The organism is Clostridium beijerinckii, assembly GCF_036699995.1.
Taxonomy (GTDB): Bacteria; Bacillota; Clostridia; order Clostridiales; family Clostridiaceae; genus Clostridium; species Clostridium helianthi.
In genome coordinates this window covers 99,357-119,013 of sequence record NZ_CP144906.1, presented here as the reverse complement: position 1 = coordinate 119,013, position 19,657 = coordinate 99,357, and the positions used below count along the sequence as shown (strand labels likewise).

The following is a 19,657-nucleotide window of genomic DNA, read 5'->3' as shown; positions in this document are numbered from 1 at the left end:
TTATAAGAACAAATCTGCTGTGCAGATGCTCTTTAATTTAGAATACAAATTTAATTATTCAGCTACTATAATATTACCAGAGTTTTATAAGTTTTTCTATAAATTGAAATTTAATTTTGATTTGTTATCTCACCATTAACAACTTTTTCACCAGGCTTAATCATCCCAAGTCTTTCCCTTGCTAATTTTTCAAGATAATCCGATGAATTTGAATTAATTTTATCAACTTCATCTTGAAGTCTTTCGTTTTTTTGATTAATTTCATTTAACTGAACTTGCTTACTGTCAATTTCCTTTTGAATTCTATTCATTGTTATACTTTGCCTAATATAACTAAAGGCAAAGAAAATAATAAATCCAGTAATTATTGTCCGCTTTAATATTAACTTCGTTTTCATCTATAAGAACCTCTATTTTGCAAATTCTCTTAAGTCTATTGTAAACACTATATTAGTATTATTCAAGTAATTTTTTATCATTTCCTTTTATCTGTAATTTTATATGCAATTATTTTTAATGGATACAATAAATTTTTCAATAAAATTCTAATCAACTTATAAGATAATTTTGCAATTAGCATCTCACTGTTATAAAAATACTTACTAATAAATTTGAAGTATAATATAATGGCCATAATTATGAAAATATATACATAGGGAGTTAAAAATGCGTAATTAGTATATAATAAAAAGGTAAACACAATCAAAGCAATAAGTACACAAAATAGCATATCTTCTATTATTGTTAATATTTTTATAGAGTTTAATCCTCTTATTCCTCTATATATATCAAACAATATTCCCGTTATAACACCTCCAATTAAGCTGCATACAACAAGGTTAATCTGCATATTCAATCCTAAAGGCATACTATATTCCTACTTAAACAATCTGCTTATTATACTTTCATTGCTTTTCTTAGATATCTTCCCATTATATACCATAGATGCAATGCTTCCAGCAATTATAACATCGCCATTTTGCACATCCAACTTGTTCATTTTTAACTCTTCTCCCTTAATAGTTAAATTCCCTAGATTAGTTGTTAAATCTATTTTTTGCTCATCAAAACTTATAACCTCTATAACACCACTTAAAGTTAATTTTTTTCTATTCTCTAGAGATAAACTTGATTTATTATCTTCTACTTTATTTTCCACTCTTTTCTCCATTAAAAATTCCTCCATTTATTTTTCTTATACAATATATGTTTATATTTTGTATTTTAGAATTTAGAACCTTTAATAAGTTAAGTATAGTAAAATTTATATCAAGTTATTTCTTAGAAACCATTAAGTGTTATTATTTATGATAATTTTACTTAACATAAATCATTCTTGTTCAATACCCATATATATAGATAAAGAGTAGATAAACTATACAGTTTCTACTCTTTATCTTCCTCACCCTCAAGGATAATATACATTTCTTTTGCTTCTTCCTTTCTCACATGTTCTGCTATACTAGCAATTTCTGCTTTTAATACTTTATTAGCAAAAGTTATTTCAATTATATCTCCTTCTTTTATTTTTGTAGAAGGCTTTGCTACTTTCCCGTTTATTAATATACGACCACTCTCACATATTTCTTTCGCTACAGTTCTTCTTTTTATAATACGCGATACCTTTAAATATTTATCTAGCCTCACAATTTCTCCTCCATTCAAAAGAACCCGAGAAAACTCGGGTTCATATTTACTCTGTCTAACTTGTATTTTATTACTTGTTAACTTTATCTTTGAATTCCTTACCTGCTTTAAATACTGGAACTGTTGTTGCAGGAATGTTTATAACTTCTTTAGTTCTAGGATTTCTTCCTTCTCTAGCTGCTCTTTCTCTAGTTTCAAAAGTTCCAAATCCAACTAATTGAACCTTTTCTCCTTTTTCTAGTGCTTCCTCAACACTTTCAATTAAAGCTTTTAATGCTAATTCTGCATCTTTTTTTGTTAATTTACTTTTTTCCGCCATACTAGTAATTAATTCTGCTTTATTCACAATAACATCCTCCTTAAAATCCAGTTACATATTTTCTAACTGTTTTCTTTATGTACTAAATTGCACTTCTTTATTATATAACCTCTTCAGCTACCCGTCTATAGAAAAACGCTTTCTTTTCCTATATATAACTAAATAATCCAATAAATCGTTACAAAGTAGTTCTTTATAAAATTATTATTCTTCATAAACTAGAAAATTCCTTTATTTAAATTACCTATCAACCTAAATTTTTCGAAATTTCCCATAGTTCATTCATTTCATCTAAAGTCATACTTGTTAATTCAATATTCTTATCTTTAGCTGCTCTTTCAATATACTGAAATCTTTTTATAAACTTGTCTATAGTACAATTTAATGCTATTTCCTCATCTACTTTCAGAAACCTTGCAATATTTACACATGAAAATATTAAATCTCCGACTTCTTCTTCTATTTTCTCCACATTTTCTGTATTATATACATCAATTACTTCTTTTAACTCTTCTTTTACCTTACTTACAGCAAAATCTATATTTTCAAAGTCAAATCCAACCTTACTTGCTTTTTCTTGGATCTTATGTGCTCTTAAAAGTGCAGGTAACCCTTTTGTTATACCTTTCATTTCGTCCACAACACTATTATATCCCTTTTCCTTTTTCTTCAACTCATCCCACTTTATTAGTACATCTTCCGAGGAATTCAATCCATCAGCATCTTTAAACACATGAGGATGCCTACTTATCATTTTATTACAAATTCCTTCTATAACATCTCCTATATCGAAATATCCATCCTCTTTTCCAATAGATGCATGAAAAACAACTTGAAGAAGTACATCTCCTAATTCTTCGATTAACGAATTATCATCTTCTTGATCTATCGCATCTATTACCTCATAGCTTTCTTCTATTAAAGCTTTCTTAAGAGACTTATGGGTTTGTTCTCTATCCCACGGACATCCATCTTCACCTCTCAAAACTTCTATTATATCTAAAAAATCATTAAAGTCTTTTTTATTTTTAAAATCCTTTGGTATATAAATAGATGTTAAATAATCTATGTCTTCCTGCATATCCAGTTCAAATAAAGGTATCTTTCTTATGCTTTCCTGTCCTTCTATTCCGGCTGCTCTTACATAATAAATCTCTGTTTCATCATTATAGCATTCTAGCAATCTTAATTTAACTTCTGATGCTATCAATTGATTGTATACCTGAGTAACAATTGTTCCTATTCTTTTGTCTAAAATTTGATTATTTATATCAAAAGAGTCTATAACCTTTAGCCCCTCTATAGGATCAATCTTAAGGCTTTCAATCATTGCATCGATAAAACTTACTGCTGGTATAACTTTATATTCTATTCCATTTTCTTTACATAGTTCTATTAAGTTAAATACTGATTTTTCTGCAACCAGTGGATGGCCTGGAACTGCATAAATTAAATCAGTCATATTCTTATGTTTATTAATTATGTCTTTTGCGATATTTAAGTATACTTCATCAAAATTATCTGTACTATCATAAATATTATCATAAGTATCAAATACGATATTTTTTTCCTTCAGGTAATCTACTGTTGGATGCTTTTCTGTTCTTAGAAATATATGTTTGCTTGCTTCGAGCTCATTTATTGTTCCTATTGTCAATGCATCCTTACTTCCTGGTCCTAATCCCACTATCTTAATCATTAGAATTTCTCTCCTTTTTACTTTCTTTTAAATCTATCTCTTATTTCTTCAACATTAAATACCTTAAATACAATTATCATTATAATATATACTATCATACCCAAAAATATAGATGTCAAGCAAGATATTCCATTACTAATTGTATTCTTATATAAAATATTATAACTTATTAATACAATTAACATCATAATACTCGATGCATAGCAAGGTTTTATTAATATTTCGTATAAGTTAAGTCTTACTCTTAGTGTAAATTTCATCATCATTATATTTAAAATACTTACTGTTAAATAAGCTCCAAAGCTCGCCAAAACAGCACCATATATGTTAAACATTTGCATAGGAACTAATACCCATGTTAATACAATTTTAATCAAACATCCAATCAAGAGGTTAATAACAGGTTTTATATAATGCCCTGTTCCTTGTAGTATTGCTGTTGTTGTTTGAGTAATTATTATAAAAGGAATTGTTAATGATAAATATTTTAATATCTCTATTCCTTCAAACCTACCAGGAAATATAAACTTCATTACTGGTTCAGCTAAAAAGAATAACCCAAAAGTACACGGAATAGCAATTACTGATGCCATTTTCATAGATGCATCTATTTTACTTTTTAGTTCCTTCTGTTTCTTAAGTATAAAATTCTCAGCTATGATAGGAATTAGAGATGTACAAATAGCCATAGAAAGAGTTAATGGAATATTTACAATTACAGACGCTTTCCCTGTTAATTGCGCATACAATACAGTTGATTGTACATTTGTAAATCCTGCATCTAATAGTTTTTGTGGTACTAAAATGGAATCTATTAAATTCATGATGCTTGATACTGTAGTACCTAATGATATTGGTATTGCAATCTTTAATATAGTATTTAATATTTCTGGATTACTTTTTATTCTTTTAATGGCATAACGTTTCTTTACTCTTTTATAATTCGAGTATAAATAAGCTCCTCCAAGAACAGCTCCTGCAGTTGCTCCAAATGCTGCACCGCCTGCTGAGTACTCTATGCCTCTAGGTAGTAAAAATACAGCAAGTCCAACACCGAATATGACTCTACCAATCTGCTCTATTATCTGTGATATAGCTGACGGAGTCATATTTTGCAGCCCTTGAAAGAATCCTCTAAATATAGTTACAAAGGATATTACAATTGGTGCAAATGATATTCCGATTAATGAGTAATACGCTTTTGAATCCCACTTCAAAAATGATACTATTGGTTTTGCAAAAAAGAATAATGCTAAAGTTGTGCCTGTCCCTATTATTGTCATTAAAATAGCAGATTCTTTCATTACTTCAAAGCTTCCATATATATCATTTGTTGCATTCTTTTCTGATATCATCTTAGAAATTGCAACTGGAACTCCAGAAGCCATAGCTATAAAAAACATATACAACGGGTATGACATTTGATAATATCCAATTCCCTCATCTCCAATTAACATTATTAGTGGCCATCTAAAGAATAGACCTAAAAATCTTGTTAATATTCCTGCAACTCCAAGAATTATGCTCCCTCTTATTAGGGATTGTTTTTTCATAAAACACCTCCAAACTTACATGTTACTAATTAATTATTATTGTAAGTTTGGAGGTATTATTCCTTTTATTTTCATAATGTGGTTATTTATAAGTATTATTGCTCCATTTGTTTGCCTAAGAATGCTGCTGCTGTCTCAACTAGTTTTGTTTCAACTTCACCAAGCTCTCCATCTTCTTTTGAAAGAATAATTACAGCTCCTATTTCATCACCTTCAGCTATGATTGGTGATATAACTTGACTAGTATACTCTGTTTCATCGTCATCATTATGTAATGGTATTACTGCGTTATCAGCTTTATTTAATAATACAGTTTTTCTTCCGTCCATTATCTTTTCTAGCTCACTGCTTACTTTTCTTTCTATATAGTCTTTTTTTGGTGCTCCGCTTACTGAAACAAATGCATCTTTATCAGCTATTAGTACTACATGACCTATAACTTGTTGCAAGCTTTCACAATATTCTTTTGAAAAGTTAGTAAGTTCTTCAATTGGCGAATATTTTTTTAAAATTACTCCACCATCTCTATCAGTAAAAATTTCTAAAGGATCCCCTTCTCTTATTCTTAAAGTTCTCCTTATTTCCTTTGGTATTACTACTCTTCCTAAATCATCAATTCTTCTAACAATTCCTGTTGCCTTCATTGGTTATATAACCTCCTTTGAACTCTATTAATTGGTTGCACTATTATTATTTGAATTTCTAGAAATTTTATACACTTATAGACAAATTTTATATTAATTATTTTTTTGTTAATATAAATGCTGTTATTTCAATGTGATACATATAGTAGAAACAAAAATAGGACTACTTTGAATAATCAGAGATATTTCAAAGTAGTCCTAACTTTCATTATTAAATAGCTAAATCATTAATAGATACCTAACTATATTTTGGTATTATAATTTATCTTCATAAGTTTTTACTTTTAGGTCTGTTTTCCATTCTGTAATCTTAGCACTTAAAGCATCTTGTTGCTTTTGTTGTAATAATGATGATTTTATTTGATCCTTAACTTGTTCGAAAGGAGTTACTTGTGAGTCTTTTAATCCAGTAGCCTTAATTATATGATATCCAAACTGACTCTTTACTGGTGCTGAAACTTCCCCTTCTTTCAAATTCTTAAACCCATCCATAAATTCAGTAACTAATTGTGTTGAGTTGTATGCTACAAATCCTAAACTACCACCATTATCTTTTGTTGCTGCATCTGTTGAGTTATCCTTAGCTAATTTCGCAAAATCAGCTCCAGAATCTAATTTTGCTTTTATAGCGTTAGCTTTTGTTAATGATGCATCATAATCTATTGATCCATCACTAGCCTTTTCAGCTATTAGAATATGTGATGCATTCGCTCCAGCTCCTTGTGTATATTTTGAATCCTTATTTTCATTATAATATGTTTGAACATCGTCATCAGTAACTTCTATATCTTTCACTATATCTTGTTGAACAGCCTGCATTATAACATTATTTTTTATAGCATCTTTTAGCTGATCTTCAGTCAATCCATTTTGCTCTAAAACACTTTCAAATTGTCCTTCTTCTGAATATTGAGATTTAATTTGAGCTATCTGATCATCAACTTGCTTATTTATATCATCATCAGATGGCTTAAGATTTAACTCAGTAGCCTTTTGTAATACTACTTTTTGAGTTACTAAGTTGTCTAATTCCTGTTTTTTTGCTTGTTGCAACTGATCTTTAACTTGAGCATTACTTTCATAATTATCTCCATACTGCTGCTTTAGTTGTGCAGTATACTTTTCCATTTCTTTATCTAAATCACCTTTTGTTATTTTTTCATTTCCAACTGTTGCAAGAACTGTTTTCTGTATCGCTTCTGGTGTTTTCTCAATCATTTTGCAACCCATAGCTGATACCGCAATTGTCACCATAGCTACAGCTGCAACAAATTTTTTTAATTTTTTCAAAGTTTTCCCCTCGCTTATTCTAGATTTAAACCCACTAAAAATAACTTTCCACATAAATACATATAATTTAGACAAACTAAAATCACTTTTCAAATTCTACTTAAACAAAACTTGCTAGAATTATAAAACGAAATTTGAAAAGCTAAATTAATTTTTGTCGGATAACATTATTCTTTTAGGTTTCTTACTGTAAAAATTCATAACATTAGTATATCAATATTGCTTTTATAATTCAAATTTTTTACACTATTTTATTTCTTCTACTTTTCTTTTATATCATAGATTTGTTACAATATTATGTCATCAAAAACGTCCTTCAGAAACTCCAATTTATTTTCTTTCTTAATATATTTTAATTTAAATGCGAAATAAGGGTTTGAACCAAATTTTAATACTACACTACTCTTATATTTTTCCATCAATATTTTAAATATATTTTTATATTCACTTTCACCTTGTGCAAACTTGAACAATAATTCTTTTGGGGTTTCTTTTATCTCTTCAATGAATATAGATTTAGCTCTACTCTTTATATAAGCAATATCCATTAAATTATATACAGGTTCTGGTATCTTAGAGTATCTATCTTCTAGTTCTTCTTTGATATCACTATAATCGTCTAATCCCTCAATTGCAGCAATTTTCTTATAAACTTCAATTTTTTGAATTTCATCTTCTATATAATTTTCTGATATAAAGGCATCTACCTTTATATCTAAGGTTGTTTCTATAGGTTCTTTTTGAATTTCACCTTTAAGAAGTTTAACAGTATCTTCAAGCATTCTGCAATACAGATCATATCCTATAGAGGCCATATGTCCATGTTGAGAAGATCCCATCATATTACCTGCACCTCTAATTTCCAAATCTCTCATAGCTATTTTAAAACCAGAGCCCAATTCAGTGAAATCCTTTAATGCCTTAAGCCTTTTTTCAGCAACTTCTGTTAACACTTTATCCTTAGTATACAGCAAATACGCATATGCAATTCTATTTGATCTACCAACTCTACCTCTAAGCTGATATAACTGAGAAAGTCCCATCTTATCTGCATCATATATTATTATAGTATTTACATTTTGAATATCCATTCCAGTTTCTATTATAGTAGTGCAGACTAATACGTTATACTCTTCTGACATAAAGTCAAACATTTCCTTCTCAAGTTGTCTTTCTGCCATTTGACCATGAGCAATTCCAACCTTACTCTCTGGAACTAGCGCTTGAACATACTTAGCCATCCTTTCTATATCTTCCACTCTATTGTATACAAAGTAAACTTGGCCGCCTCTACCTATCTCCCTAAGAATTGCGTCTCTTATGAGCTGATCATTCTGCTCAACAACATATGTTTGAACAGGATACCTTTCTTCCGGCGGTGTTTCTATAACCGAAATATCTCTAACCCCGCTTAGTGACATATGAAGGGTTCTAGGAATTGGAGTTGCACTTAGAGTTAAAACATCAACATTTTTCTTAATCCCTTTAATTTTCTCTTTTTGTTTAACTCCAAATCTTTGCTCTTCGTCTACTATTAATAAGCCTAGATCTTTAAATTGAATGTCTTTAGATACTAATCTATGGGTACCTATTAAAATATCTAAATTACCTTCCTTCACCTTTTGAAGTATTTCCTTCTGTTGTTTTGCTGTCCTAAACCTACTAACCATATCTATCTTTATTGGAAAATCTGAAAATCTATTTTTTATATTTTTATAATGTTGCTCTGCTAAAATAGTAGTTGGAACTAAAAGGGCAACTTGTTTTCCATCCATTACAGCTTTAAACGCGGCTCTTATGGCAACTTCTGTTTTGCCATACCCAACATCTCCACATAAAAGTCTATCCATAGGTTTATCAGATTCCATATCTGTCTTTATTTCTTCCAGTGAGGTTAATTGGTCTGGAGTTTCTTCAAACGGAAACTCATCTTCAAATTGTTTTTGCCATTCAGTGTCCTTAGAAAACTTATGTCCCTTTACAGTACTTCTCATTGCATAAAGCTTAACTAAATCTTCAGCTATTTCATTTATTGATTTTCTTGCCTTTGCCTTTGCTTTTTGCCATTCAGAGCTTCCAAGTTTATTGACTTTAGGTGACTTCCCTTCACTTCCAACATATTTTTGAATTAAATCTAGTTGATCTACTGGAACATATAATTTATCGCCTTTATCATAAACAATATCTAAATAATCTCTTTTATGGCCTCCAACATCTATTTGCTTAATTCCTTTGTATACTCCGATACCATGATTTGCATGTACTACGTAATCTCCTGGTTTTAATTCTGCAAAGCTCTTGATTTTAGAAATTCCCTTTTTCTTTGCTTTACTACTTTTTAATTTTCTCTTTGCCGCACCAAATACTTCTTTATCTGATATTATACATACTTTATATTGGGGATATTCAAATCCTCTCAACTGATTACCAAAAGTTATTGCAACTTCACCATACTCAATTTTATCAACTGTATCCTTATAGACACTTTCTATTCCTCTATCTCTTAATGTTCCAACTAAACGTTCCCCTCTAGCTCGAGTTCCTGATAAAATTAGTGTCTTATAGCCTAAATTCTTTTTCCCTAATATTTCGTCAATTAATAAATCTAGCTGACCTTGATAGTTATTTAATGTTGTTTGAGCTACATTTATTATTGATAGTGGCTTTAGCCAGCCAGAAACTTTTGTCAATGCTTCGATAAAAGCAATTTTTTCATCTTCAAATGATTCTAATACTTCTTCTTTATTAATTAATAAATTTCCTTGCCCGGGAAATATATCTCCTCTTTGAGAAAAAGCTGTGAAGTTTTCCTCAAACTCTAAATAAGTTGATTCTAATTTCCCCTTACATCTTTGAACATTATCTACTATAAAGAAATAATTATTAAAATAATCGAAAAGACTTTCTGTCTCCTTTGTAAAGTAAGGAAGATAACTATCTATTGTTTCAAAAGATGAAGTCTCTTCTAATAGCTCTAAGTTTTTATTTAATATTTTTCTTAGTTTTTCTACTCTTTCGCTGTCTTTATCATTTTCAGCAATTTTATTAAACTCTTCCTTAAGTTTATTTCTTCCAACCTCTAACATCTCTTCTGAAACTATTACTTCTTTTGCAGGAAAAATATCTATCTTTTTAACTTTCTCAATACTTCGTTGAGATTCTGTATTAAAAGTTCTTATGGATTCTATTTCATCGCCAAAAAGTTCAACTCTATATGGATAAGTTGAACCTGTTGGAAATACGTCTAATATACCTCCTCTAAGTGAAAATTGTCCTTTACCCTCAACCATTTCCACTCTTTCATAACCTGATTGAATTAATTTATTTGATATATCGGCAAGATTAACTTCATCGCCTTCTTTAAATTTCATGCTATATTCTAAAAATAAATTACGAGGAGTATATTTTGCCGCAAAAGCTTCTATTGATGTCACTATTATTTTTTTCTTATTATTTAATATTTCATTTATTACTTTTAATCTTGCCCATCTCAAATCTCCAGAAATAGCATCAATATTATAGAAAACCATTTCCTTTACTGGAAAATAATATACCTCATTAGTATAAAATATTAAATCTTCATAAAGATTTTTTGCTTCCATATCGCTTTGAGTTACAACCACAATTGATCTGTTAGTATTTTCAAATATTCCACTTATAATGTATCCTCGACCTGATTCAGATGCACCATATATACCAATAGGGTATCTTTTACTTTCAATACCTTGTATTATGTTTTGAAATTCTAAACTACTTTCCAAGGGCTCCAATAACCCTTTTAATCTCATCCCATGCACCTTCTTTAAACTGTTGTACTCGCCTTGAATCCATTGAACTGATTCATAGCTGTCTTAACATCACTTTTAATTATTTCCGCTGCCGCCTTTGTGGACGCTTCTACACTTTCACTTAGAATCGCAGTTTCTTCTTTCGTAAATTTACCTAATACATGTTTTACTAAATCTCCATTAGGTTGTCCTACCCCTACTTTTATCCTTGAGAAAATTTCACTATTTAAATGCGCTATGATGCTCTTTATTCCATTATGCCCTCCAGCACTTCCTTTTTCTCTTATTCTTAATTTGCCAACTTCTAGACTGATATCATCATATATAACTAATATCTCATCATTGCTAAGGTTATAAAAATCAACTACTTCTCTTACACTTTCACCACTTAAGTTCATGTAAGTAGTTGGCTTTAAAAGCATAACCTTTTTTCCATTTATAAAACCTTCTCCATACATACCTTTAAATTTTTGCCTGTTTATTTCAATATTATACTCTTTTGCGATATTATCAATAACTTTAAAACCAATATTATGTCTTGTATTCTCATACTCATTTCCTGGGTTTCCAAGACCTACTATTAAAAACATACTTGTTTCCTCCTTAGCGCTCTTATCTAATCTTATTATTCTTATATTTTGTAAGTGAAAATGTAAATGTGACTCCTATATTAGGATGATTCTTGACCCATACTTCCTCACCTTGTTGCATAATTATCATTCTTACTATTGGCAATCCGAGTCCAGTACTAACTTTGTTTGTTCTAGACTTATCTGATTTATAAAATCTATTCCATATATGCCTTATTTCTTCATCTGCAATTTTAGGTCCATTATTATATATCTCAACAAATACTTTAGAACCCTTGGAATATGTACTAATTCTTATAATTCCATTGTTTCCGCAGTATTTTATTGCATTATCTAATAAATTAGTCATGACTTGCATTGTCTTATCTTCATCCGCTTTTACATAACAATTCTGATCTTTCAAATCTACTTTTAACATTATTTGCTTTTCTCTTATCTTTTGTTCATTATTTATAACACATAATCTAATTAACTCATTTATATCGATCTTTTTCATATTGAATTTTAATTTACCTGATTCAATAGCTGATAAATCCAGTAAATCATTAATTAATCTTGTAAGTCTTTTTATCTCACTATATACTATGTCTAGATAATATCCTTCTTTATCCCTTGGAATCACTCCATCTATTATTCCGGCAATAAATCCCTTTATAGAAGTTATTGGTGATCTCAACTCATGGGAAACATTTGATATAAAATCTCTTCTATTATTCTCAACCTTTTCCAAAGACTCCGCCATTATATTAAATGAACTTGCCAGCTCACCAATCTCATCACACGATTCTATATGAACTCTTTTATTAACTTCTCCATTAGCAAACCTTTTGGCCGCCTTGTTTATTTCAGCTAAAGGATTAATCAATATTTTCTTTGAAACTAATGATAAAACTACAGATGCAAATACCATTGCTCCTAATGCCGATATCCATACAATAAGATATATTCTATGCAACTGTTTACCTATTGTTGATAAAGGAGCTGTCATGACAATATATCCTTGAAATTCATCATCTTTTAATATTGGATATATATAGGTGTAACGGTCTCCAATATACTCTACTGGCTTTCCATTAAGTAAAGAATCTTTACTATTCTCTATATTCTCTGGTTTATTGTCTATCTCCTTAGTACTTGACGCTTTAGAATATATATATATATTATCGAACTTATCAGAAACAGTAATATCAGCATTTGCTCCAACACTTGACATATCCACTATAGCCTGTAATTTATCATATTCCAATGAATTTTTGTCAGAATTGTATGCTTTTATAGATTCGGATATATACTCTCCATCTTTCTGAAACTGCATCTTCTTTTCAGTAAAATATGTTATTCTAAACCATATAGATAATAGCCAAGCTAATGAAACTAAAACAATAGTCAAAATAACTATAAATGTTATTATAAGTTTTTGAAGTAAGCTTCCACTCTTTTTCATTTAATTTACCTCAAATTTATAACCAACACCCCATACTGTTTGGATTTCCCACTGTTCTCCACTACTTAATTTTTCCCTTAATCTTTTTATATGAACATCTACAGTTCTAGAATCTCCCGGATAATCATATCCCCACACTTCACAAAGTAATTGTTCTCTCGTAAAGACTTTGTTTTTATTATTAGCCAAGTAATATAATAATTCAAATTCCTTTGGTGGCATTTTTATTTCTTCTTCATTATATATAACCTTATATGAAGTTGAATCTATTGATAAATCACTTAATTTTATTACTTCATTTTTAATATTCTCTGAAGAATATCTCCTTAATACAGCTTTTACTCTCGCTAATAATTCTTTAGGTTCAAAAGGTTTTACTATATAATCATCTGCACCAATTTCTAGTGCTAAAACCTTATCAAAGGTGTCTCCCTTTGCTGTAATCATTATAACTGGAGTTTCCTTCTGTTTTCGTATCCATTTTAGAATATCAATTCCATCTATATACGGTATCATAACATCAAGCAAGACAATATCTGGATTATATTCTAAATAAAATTCTTGAGCCTCTTTACCATTCAAGGCTATTTTTGTATTATATCCAGAGCTTTTTAAATACATGTCTATCACTTCACTAATGTTTTCATCATCATCCACAATCAGAACCTTGGTTGTAACTCCATCCACTCTTCTTTCCTCCTTAATTTATTACTATTACATAAGCATTCATATCCTAATATAACATAAATATACTATTTATTATAGAAAACAAAATCATCCTTTAATTATAATAAATATTCTAAAAATATATAAGTATAATAATTATTTAATAGACCCTATTTTAATTAAATCATAAAACTTTTCTCGTTTACAATCTTAATATTGACGTAATGAAATAAATTTATTTAACTATAAAAAATAGAATATATATTTACCCTAATTACTTAGAGTAAATATACATTCCTTTTAATATCTTATTCACTTAACAAATCTTTAAATTATTATCTATTGTTGACATTCAAATAACTTACTTATTGGCTGATCATCATAAATTCTCTTTATTGCTTCTGCAAATAAAGGAGCTACTGATATAGATCTAATTTTACTATTATCGTTACCTTCTTTTAACGGAATTGTATTTAATAGTACTAATTCTTCAATTGCTGAAGCATTTATTCTGTCCATTGCAGGACCAGACAATACTCCATGTGTACAGCAAGCATAAACATTCTTAGCCCCTAAATCCTTAAGCGCATTTGCTGCATTTGCAATAGTTCCTGCTGTATCTATCATATCATCAATTAATATACATCTTTTTCCTTCAATATCACCAATAATATTCATTATTTCTGAAACATTTGCCTTTGGCCTTCTCTTATCTATGATTGCTATTGGAGCATGTAAATTATCCGCAAATTTTCTTGCCCTAGTTACACTTCCTAAATCTGGCGAAACTACAACAACATCATCTTGATCTACTAATCCTTTTGATATATAATGCTCAGCAAGTATTGGTGCTCCAAGTAAATGATCTACTGGAATATTAAAGTATCCTTGAATCTGAGATGCATGTAAATCCATAGTTAAAACCCTATTTGCTCCCGCTGCAGTTAATAAATCTGCAACCAGTTTTGCAGTTATAGGATCCCTTGACTTAACCTTCCTATCCTGTCTAGCATATCCATAGTATGGAATAACCGCTGTAATTCTACCTGCTGATGCTCTTTTAAATGCATCAATCATAATTAGCAATTCCATTAGATTGTTATTAACAGGTGAAGATGTAGATTGAACTATGAACACATCATTCCCTCTAACAGTTTCATTAATATCAACAGATATTTCACCATCGCTAAAAGTTGAAACCTTAGAGTTTCCTACTGGAACTCCTAAAATATCTGCTATATCTTGAGCTAACTGTGAGTGTGAATTTCCAGTAAATACTTTTATATTTCTTCCATGAGTTATCATAATTGAGAAGACCTCCTTAAAATTTTGGCTGATTTATTATTAAAAATTATTTTTTTAATCCTTTTTTATCTACCCATCCACTGATATTTCTTTGCTTAGCTCTTGCAACTGCAAGATCACCTTCTTTTACTTCAGATGTAATGGTCGATCCCGCCGCAATATAAGTATTATCGTGAATTGTGACAGGTGATACCAAATTGGTATTACAGCCTATAAAGCTATGATCTCCTATAATAGTCTTATGTTTATTCTTACCATCATAATTTACAACTACTGTACCACATCCGAAATTACATTCCGATCCCACTTCCGCATCTCCTATATAAGTTAAGTGAGAGACTTTAGTTCCATCTCCAATAGTAGATTTCTTTATTTCTACAAAATCTCCTATTCTTGCATGCTTACCAATTGTCGTTTCTGGTCTTATATACGCAAACGGACCAACAGTAGTATTATCACCAATATTACTATTTAATATAACTGAAGCTTGAACATCTACCTCATTACCAATATTACTATCAACAATTCTTGAATTTTGATAAATTAAGCAGTTATTACCTATCTTTGTATTTCCCTCTAAAATATTATTAGGATATATTATTGTATCTTTACCTATTTCAACATCAATCCCTATATATGTTGTTCTAGGATCAATTAGAGTAACTCCATTTTCCATATGCATAAGATTTATTCTATTCTTAAGTATTTCTTCTGCTTCTGCTAACTGAACTCTTGAATTTACTCCGATAGTTTCCTCATATTCAGTTACGACTGCACCTATTTTTTTACCTTGAGATTTTAATATTCCTATAGCATCTGTAAGATAATATTCACCTTGTCCATTATTATTTGTTATCTTGTTTAATGCATCTACAAGTAGCTCAATATCAAAACAGTATATTCCTGAATTCATCTCATTTATCTTAAGCTCTTCTTCAGTGCAATCTTTATGCTCTACAATTTTTGATACGCCGTCATTCGTTCTTACTATTCTTCCATAACCTGTAGGATCATTAACTATTGCTGTTAATATAGTTGCTGAATTTTTTGCTTCTATATGTTCATTAAATAGCCTTTCAATTGTTGATTGCTTTATTAAAGGAGTATCACCAGTAAAAATTGCGACTACTCCTTTCTTATTCTTTAAGAACTCTTCAGCGCACTTAACAGCATGGCCAGTTCCTAATTGCTCAGCTTGCATTGAATAACTAACATTTCTATCTAATGTTCTCTCTTTAACAAGCTCAGCACCTTTCCCTATAATTACATCTATATCATCAATTCCTGATTTTCTTATCGAATCTATAACATGTTTTAGCATTTCTTTACCACATACTTTATGCAATACTTTAGGTAAATCAGATTTTATTCTTTTACCTTGACCCGCTGCTAAAACCAGTGCACATTTATACATTATATACCACACCTCATTTATAAATTTATATTAACACGATTATTTACTTGCAATAATCGGTTAAATATTCATATCAATTTAATTATATTGGAAAGCTACTCTTATTTCAACCCATTAGTACATTTAATATTTGGCTATAGAAATACTTTATGACAAAACAAAAGGAAGTCATTAAAACTTCCTTTTGTTAAAAACCTAGCCTTCTACAACTTCTTCTGAAACTGCTTTTTCATAAGCTTCTAAAATTGCAGTTTGTATTTTTTCTCTTGCTTCTGTATTTATTGGGTGAGCTATATCCTTAAATTCTCCATCTGGTGTTTTTCTACTAGGCATAGCAATAAATAAACCCATTTGTCCTTCTATAACTTTGATATCATGAACTACAAATTCATTATCAAATGTGACAGAAACTATTCCTTTCATTTTACCTTCTGATGCAATTTTTCTAATTCTAACATCTGTTATTTGCATTTTACTCCACCCCTCCCAGTTGCCTTAAAAATATTTAATATTATATAATTTCTCCACAAATTTCTAAATTCCTTTTTTATATTTGATAAATCCTTATAAAATTTATTTTTTTGTGTAATCTTATACAAATACTAAATTTCTGAGATTGTCCTATTTGAATTTCAGAACAATTTCTATTCACGACAACTTGAAGTAACAATAAATATTCTCAATGAAATTCATGTTTTTTGTTGGTACTAGCTACAAATTTAATATTTATTTATATGTATACCAAATTAAAAGCATTTGGAATTACGCATTATCTTTAGAGTAAAATTTTCTGTTAATTTTAAGAAAATGTTTTTGAAGGTTGTATTCCTATAATTGCTGATTTATCAACAGCTTTTAACTCTACAATGGAAACATATTCGTCTACTAATTTTTTTTCAATTTGTTTATTATCGACTAATACACCTATTCCTACTAGCTCACTATCAAACTCTTTTAATAAGTCCTTAATACCTATTGCAGTTCCTCCACCCTTCATGAAATCATCGATAAATATACATCTACTTGATGGTTTCATGGATTTTTTTGATAGTGACATTTGTTGCAACCTTCCATTGCTTCCCGACACATAATTTATAGTAACTGTTGGCCCTTCCGTTACTTGACTATCTCTTCTAGCAATAACTAATTGTACTCCTAAATTTCTAGCAACCTCATAAGCTAAAGGAATACCTTTAGTTTCTACTGTTATTACATAATCAATCTCTTTTCCTTGAAAACATGATGAAAGCATAACTCCTGCTTTATTTATTATCTTAGGATCATACATTAGATCCGTCATATATATTATATTTCCTGGTATAACTCTTCCATCATCACTTAATTGCTGACATAGTTCTAATGCAAAAGCTTTCTTCTCTTCTTCGCCACTTTGAGGAATATATTTTATCCCCCCTGCTACTCCTGCAATTGTTTCAACTTTACCCATTTCAAGTCTTTCTAGAATTTCTCTAACAACGACAATATCTTCACTTATAGTAGATTTAGCCGCATTTAGTAATTCTGAAAATTTATTTAATCCCAATATTTTATTTGGGTTTTCTAATAATATTTTTGTTATGGCAACTACCCTATTATTTCTTGTAAACTTCTCCATAAAATCACCCACACGAATTTTTTTATATTAAATCGCTTTAATATTCATATTTTATGCTAATTTCAAGTTAATATCAATATTTTTAGTTATAAAGTTAATTTATATTTATAACTTGTTCACAAACTCGCTAAATATGCATAAAATATTGTGTATTTATTTTTTACTATGGTTGATTTTTTGAAAAATGTATATAATTATAGTTAAAGTATAAAACTAAAAATTTTATACTCAAATTTTGGAACTTATAATAACATTTAGTTTTATTAATTAAAAAGGAGTTGATCATTTGTCTTTCAATTTTATAAAAGATAAAGATAAAAAAATTCATTTCATTGGCATTGGTGGAATTAGTATGAGCGGACTTGCTGCTGTTTTATTAAATAGTGGTTATAGTGTATCTGGCTCTGACTTTAAGGATTCTGCAATCATTGATAAATTAAGATCTTCAGGTGCTGAAATTTACATAGGTCATAGAAGAGAGAATATTAACAATGTAGATTTAGTAGTCTATACCGCTGCAATCCCATCTGATAATCCTGAACTTTTAGAAGCCAAGGAAAAAAATATTGCATTAATGGACAGAGCTGAATTTTTAGGGCAAATTATGAAGGGCCACAAATACAGTGTTGCAATATCTGGAACCCATGGAAAGACTACATGTACATCCATGCTTTCTCATATAACACTTGCTGATAATTTAGATCCAACTATCTTAGTTGGTGGTGAATTAGATGCAATTGGAGGAAATTTCAGGATTGGTAATAGTGAATATTTCTTAACTGAAGCTTGTGAATATAAACGTTCATTTTTAAAATTCCCACCTTATGTTGGAATAATTCTAAATATTGATTCTGATCATCTTGATTACTATAAAGATATAGATGAAATTGCTGATACATTTTTACAATTCTCAAGACTTATCCCAGAAGATGGTTATCTTGTTGGATATGCTGACGATCAAAGGGTAAATGAAATTCTGTCTAAGATAAATTGCAATACTCTAAGTTATGGATTTAGTGACAATGCTAATTTAACTGCTAAAAATATTCATTTCAATACAAATGGATGTGCCACTTTTGATGTGTATAAGGACGGTAAAAACTTATTCAATATTACTTTAAATGTGCCAGGTAAGCATAATATATTGAATGCCCTTGCTTCAATTTGTGTTTCTCTTATATTTAATATTTCTAATGACTGTATTATTGAAGGATTATCAAACTGCAAAGGAGCGCATAAAAGATTCGAATATAAGGGAGAATTAAATGGTGTAACTGTTATAGATGACTACGCTCATCACCCTACAGAGATTAAAGCCACATTAAGTACTGCTAAACAAATGAATCATAATAAGACTTATTGTATTTTTCAACCTCACACATATACTAGAACAAAGGCCCTATTTGATGAATTTACAGAATGTTTCAATGATGCAGATGAACTTATACTAATGGACATCTATGCAGCTAGAGAGAAAAATACTGGACTAGTATCTTCTGACGAACTTGGTGATGCATTAAGAAATAAAGGATTGAAATGTACCAATGTTCACTCACATGATGAAGCACTTAATTACGTAAAATCAAAACTAGTTTCTGGTGACTTGCTATTAACAGTAGGTGCTGGTGATGTAGTTATTGTTGGGGAAAAATACTTAAAAGCCTAAATACTTACTTTGCTAAA

18 protein-coding genes are annotated in these 19,657 nt (G+C 29.6%); 1 reads left to right on the top strand and 17 read right to left on the bottom strand.

Going from position 1 to position 19,657, the window contains the following annotated elements; all coding sequences use genetic code 11:
* Positions 1 to 110: 110 nt before the first annotated feature.
* The 17 genes from PZA12_RS00525 to purR all read right to left on the bottom strand — a co-directional run bounded on the left by PZA12_RS00525 (position 111) and on the right by purR (position 17,974).
* On the bottom strand, positions 111 to 398 hold the full coding sequence (locus PZA12_RS00525) for an FtsB family cell division protein (RefSeq protein ID WP_077837368.1): 288 nt from the start codon (positions 396 to 398) through the stop codon (positions 111 to 113).
* Between the two features lie 77 nt (positions 399 to 475).
* Positions 476 to 868 carry a spore cortex biosynthesis protein YabQ gene (gene yabQ / locus PZA12_RS00520; RefSeq protein ID WP_017209500.1) on the bottom strand — a complete coding sequence of 131 codons (393 nt, stop codon included), beginning with the start codon at positions 866 to 868 and terminating at the stop codon, positions 476 to 478.
* Between the two features lie 9 nt (positions 869 to 877).
* Positions 878 to 1,171 (bottom strand): sporulation protein YabP, encoded by a 294-nt coding sequence (yabP, locus tag PZA12_RS00515; protein WP_011967457.1) that lies wholly within the window; start codon positions 1,169 to 1,171, stop codon positions 878 to 880.
* Positions 1,172 to 1,386: 215 nt separating this feature from the next.
* Positions 1,387 to 1,647, bottom strand: a complete 261-nt coding sequence (locus PZA12_RS00510; RefSeq protein WP_077837367.1) for an RNA-binding S4 domain-containing protein — start codon at positions 1,645 to 1,647, stop codon at positions 1,387 to 1,389.
* 70 nt (positions 1,648 to 1,717) lie between these two features.
* Complete coding sequence (locus tag PZA12_RS00505; RefSeq protein ID WP_008422747.1) at positions 1,718 to 1,993, bottom strand: HU family DNA-binding protein; 276 nt, start codon at positions 1,991 to 1,993, stop codon at positions 1,718 to 1,720.
* A gap of 220 nt (positions 1,994 to 2,213) precedes the next feature.
* The gene (gene mazG, locus PZA12_RS00500) at positions 2,214 to 3,665 is read right to left on the bottom strand and encodes a nucleoside triphosphate pyrophosphohydrolase (RefSeq protein WP_077841500.1); all 1,452 of its coding nucleotides are present in this window, start codon (positions 3,663 to 3,665) and stop codon (positions 2,214 to 2,216) included.
* A gap of 17 nt (positions 3,666 to 3,682) precedes the next feature.
* Positions 3,683 to 5,218 carry a putative polysaccharide biosynthesis protein gene (locus PZA12_RS00495; protein WP_077841501.1) on the bottom strand — a complete coding sequence of 512 codons (1,536 nt, stop codon included), beginning with the start codon at positions 5,216 to 5,218 and terminating at the stop codon, positions 3,683 to 3,685.
* A 95-nt stretch (positions 5,219 to 5,313) separates the two neighbouring features.
* On the bottom strand, positions 5,314 to 5,862 hold the full coding sequence (spoVT, locus tag PZA12_RS00490; protein WP_011967453.1) for a stage V sporulation protein T: 549 nt from the start codon (positions 5,860 to 5,862) through the stop codon (positions 5,314 to 5,316).
* A 255-nt stretch (positions 5,863 to 6,117) separates the two neighbouring features.
* Complete coding sequence (locus PZA12_RS00485; protein ID WP_077841502.1) at positions 6,118 to 7,152, bottom strand: peptidylprolyl isomerase; 1,035 nt, start codon at positions 7,150 to 7,152, stop codon at positions 6,118 to 6,120.
* Positions 7,153 to 7,439: 287 nt separating this feature from the next.
* On the bottom strand, positions 7,440 to 10,940 hold the full coding sequence (gene mfd / locus PZA12_RS00480; RefSeq protein ID WP_077841503.1) for a transcription-repair coupling factor: 3,501 nt from the start codon (positions 10,938 to 10,940) through the stop codon (positions 7,440 to 7,442).
* A gap of 14 nt (positions 10,941 to 10,954) precedes the next feature.
* Positions 10,955 to 11,530, bottom strand: a complete 576-nt coding sequence (gene pth, locus PZA12_RS00475; RefSeq protein WP_077841504.1) for an aminoacyl-tRNA hydrolase — start codon at positions 11,528 to 11,530, stop codon at positions 10,955 to 10,957.
* A 22-nt stretch (positions 11,531 to 11,552) separates the two neighbouring features.
* Positions 11,553 to 12,974 carry a sensor histidine kinase gene (locus PZA12_RS00470; protein ID WP_078117577.1) on the bottom strand — a complete coding sequence of 474 codons (1,422 nt, stop codon included), beginning with the start codon at positions 12,972 to 12,974 and terminating at the stop codon, positions 11,553 to 11,555.
* Entirely contained in the window at positions 12,975 to 13,661 is a 687-nt protein-coding gene (locus tag PZA12_RS00465) for a response regulator transcription factor (RefSeq protein ID WP_011967448.1), read from the bottom strand. It abuts the gene before it with no gap.
* Between the two features lie 318 nt (positions 13,662 to 13,979).
* Positions 13,980 to 14,945, bottom strand: coding sequence for a ribose-phosphate diphosphokinase (locus PZA12_RS00460; protein WP_078117578.1), 966 nt, complete (start codon positions 14,943 to 14,945; stop codon positions 13,980 to 13,982).
* 46 nt (positions 14,946 to 14,991) lie between these two features.
* Positions 14,992 to 16,359, bottom strand: a complete 1,368-nt coding sequence (gene glmU, locus PZA12_RS00455; RefSeq protein WP_078117579.1) for a bifunctional UDP-N-acetylglucosamine diphosphorylase/glucosamine-1-phosphate N-acetyltransferase GlmU — start codon at positions 16,357 to 16,359, stop codon at positions 14,992 to 14,994.
* 195 nt (positions 16,360 to 16,554) lie between these two features.
* A complete protein-coding gene (gene spoVG, locus PZA12_RS00450; protein ID WP_011967445.1) occupies positions 16,555 to 16,830 on the bottom strand; it encodes a septation regulator SpoVG in 276 nt (91 codons plus the stop codon).
* A gap of 328 nt (positions 16,831 to 17,158) precedes the next feature.
* Positions 17,159 to 17,974: a pur operon repressor gene (gene purR, locus PZA12_RS00445; protein ID WP_077837359.1), complete on the bottom strand. Its 816-nt coding sequence runs from the start codon at positions 17,972 to 17,974 to the stop codon at positions 17,159 to 17,161.
* A gap of 286 nt (positions 17,975 to 18,260) precedes the next feature.
* Here purR and murC point away from each other — a divergent pair, with 286 nt between their 5' ends.
* Entirely contained in the window at positions 18,261 to 19,640 is a 1,380-nt protein-coding gene (gene murC / locus PZA12_RS00440) for a UDP-N-acetylmuramate--L-alanine ligase (RefSeq protein ID WP_078117580.1), read from the top strand.
* Positions 19,641 to 19,657 lie beyond the last annotated feature (17 nt).

What these genes read in the sequence shown, in the direction of transcription:
- PZA12_RS00525 (WP_077837368.1), bottom strand. Translation starts at nt 398, where the DNA reads ATGAAAACGAAGTTAATATTAAAGCGGACAATAATTACTGGATTTATT.
- yabQ (WP_017209500.1), bottom strand. Translation starts at nt 868, where the DNA reads ATGCCTTTAGGATTGAATATGCAGATTAACCTTGTTGTATGCAGCTTA.
- yabP (WP_011967457.1), bottom strand. Translation starts at nt 1,171, where the DNA reads ATGGAGAAAAGAGTGGAAAATAAAGTAGAAGATAATAAATCAAGTTTA.
- mazG (WP_077841500.1), bottom strand. Translation starts at nt 3,665, where the DNA reads ATGATTAAGATAGTGGGATTAGGACCAGGAAGTAAGGATGCATTGACA.
- PZA12_RS00495 (WP_077841501.1), bottom strand. Translation starts at nt 5,218, where the DNA reads ATGAAAAAACAATCCCTAATAAGAGGGAGCATAATTCTTGGAGTTGCA.
- spoVT (WP_011967453.1), bottom strand. Translation starts at nt 5,862, where the DNA reads ATGAAGGCAACAGGAATTGTTAGAAGAATTGATGATTTAGGAAGAGTA.
- mfd (WP_077841503.1), bottom strand. Translation starts at nt 10,940, where the DNA reads ATGAGATTAAAAGGGTTATTGGAGCCCTTGGAAAGTAGTTTAGAATTT.
- pth (WP_077841504.1), bottom strand. Translation starts at nt 11,530, where the DNA reads ATGTTTTTAATAGTAGGTCTTGGAAACCCAGGAAATGAGTATGAGAAT.
- PZA12_RS00470 (WP_078117577.1), bottom strand. Translation starts at nt 12,974, where the DNA reads ATGAAAAAGAGTGGAAGCTTACTTCAAAAACTTATAATAACATTTATA.
- PZA12_RS00460 (WP_078117578.1), bottom strand. Translation starts at nt 14,945, where the DNA reads ATGATAACTCATGGAAGAAATATAAAAGTATTTACTGGAAATTCACAC.
- glmU (WP_078117579.1), bottom strand. Translation starts at nt 16,359, where the DNA reads ATGTATAAATGTGCACTGGTTTTAGCAGCGGGTCAAGGTAAAAGAATA.
- spoVG (WP_011967445.1), bottom strand. Translation starts at nt 16,830, where the DNA reads ATGCAAATAACAGATGTTAGAATTAGAAAAATTGCATCAGAAGGTAAA.
- purR (WP_077837359.1), bottom strand. Translation starts at nt 17,974, where the DNA reads ATGGAGAAGTTTACAAGAAATAATAGGGTAGTTGCCATAACAAAAATA.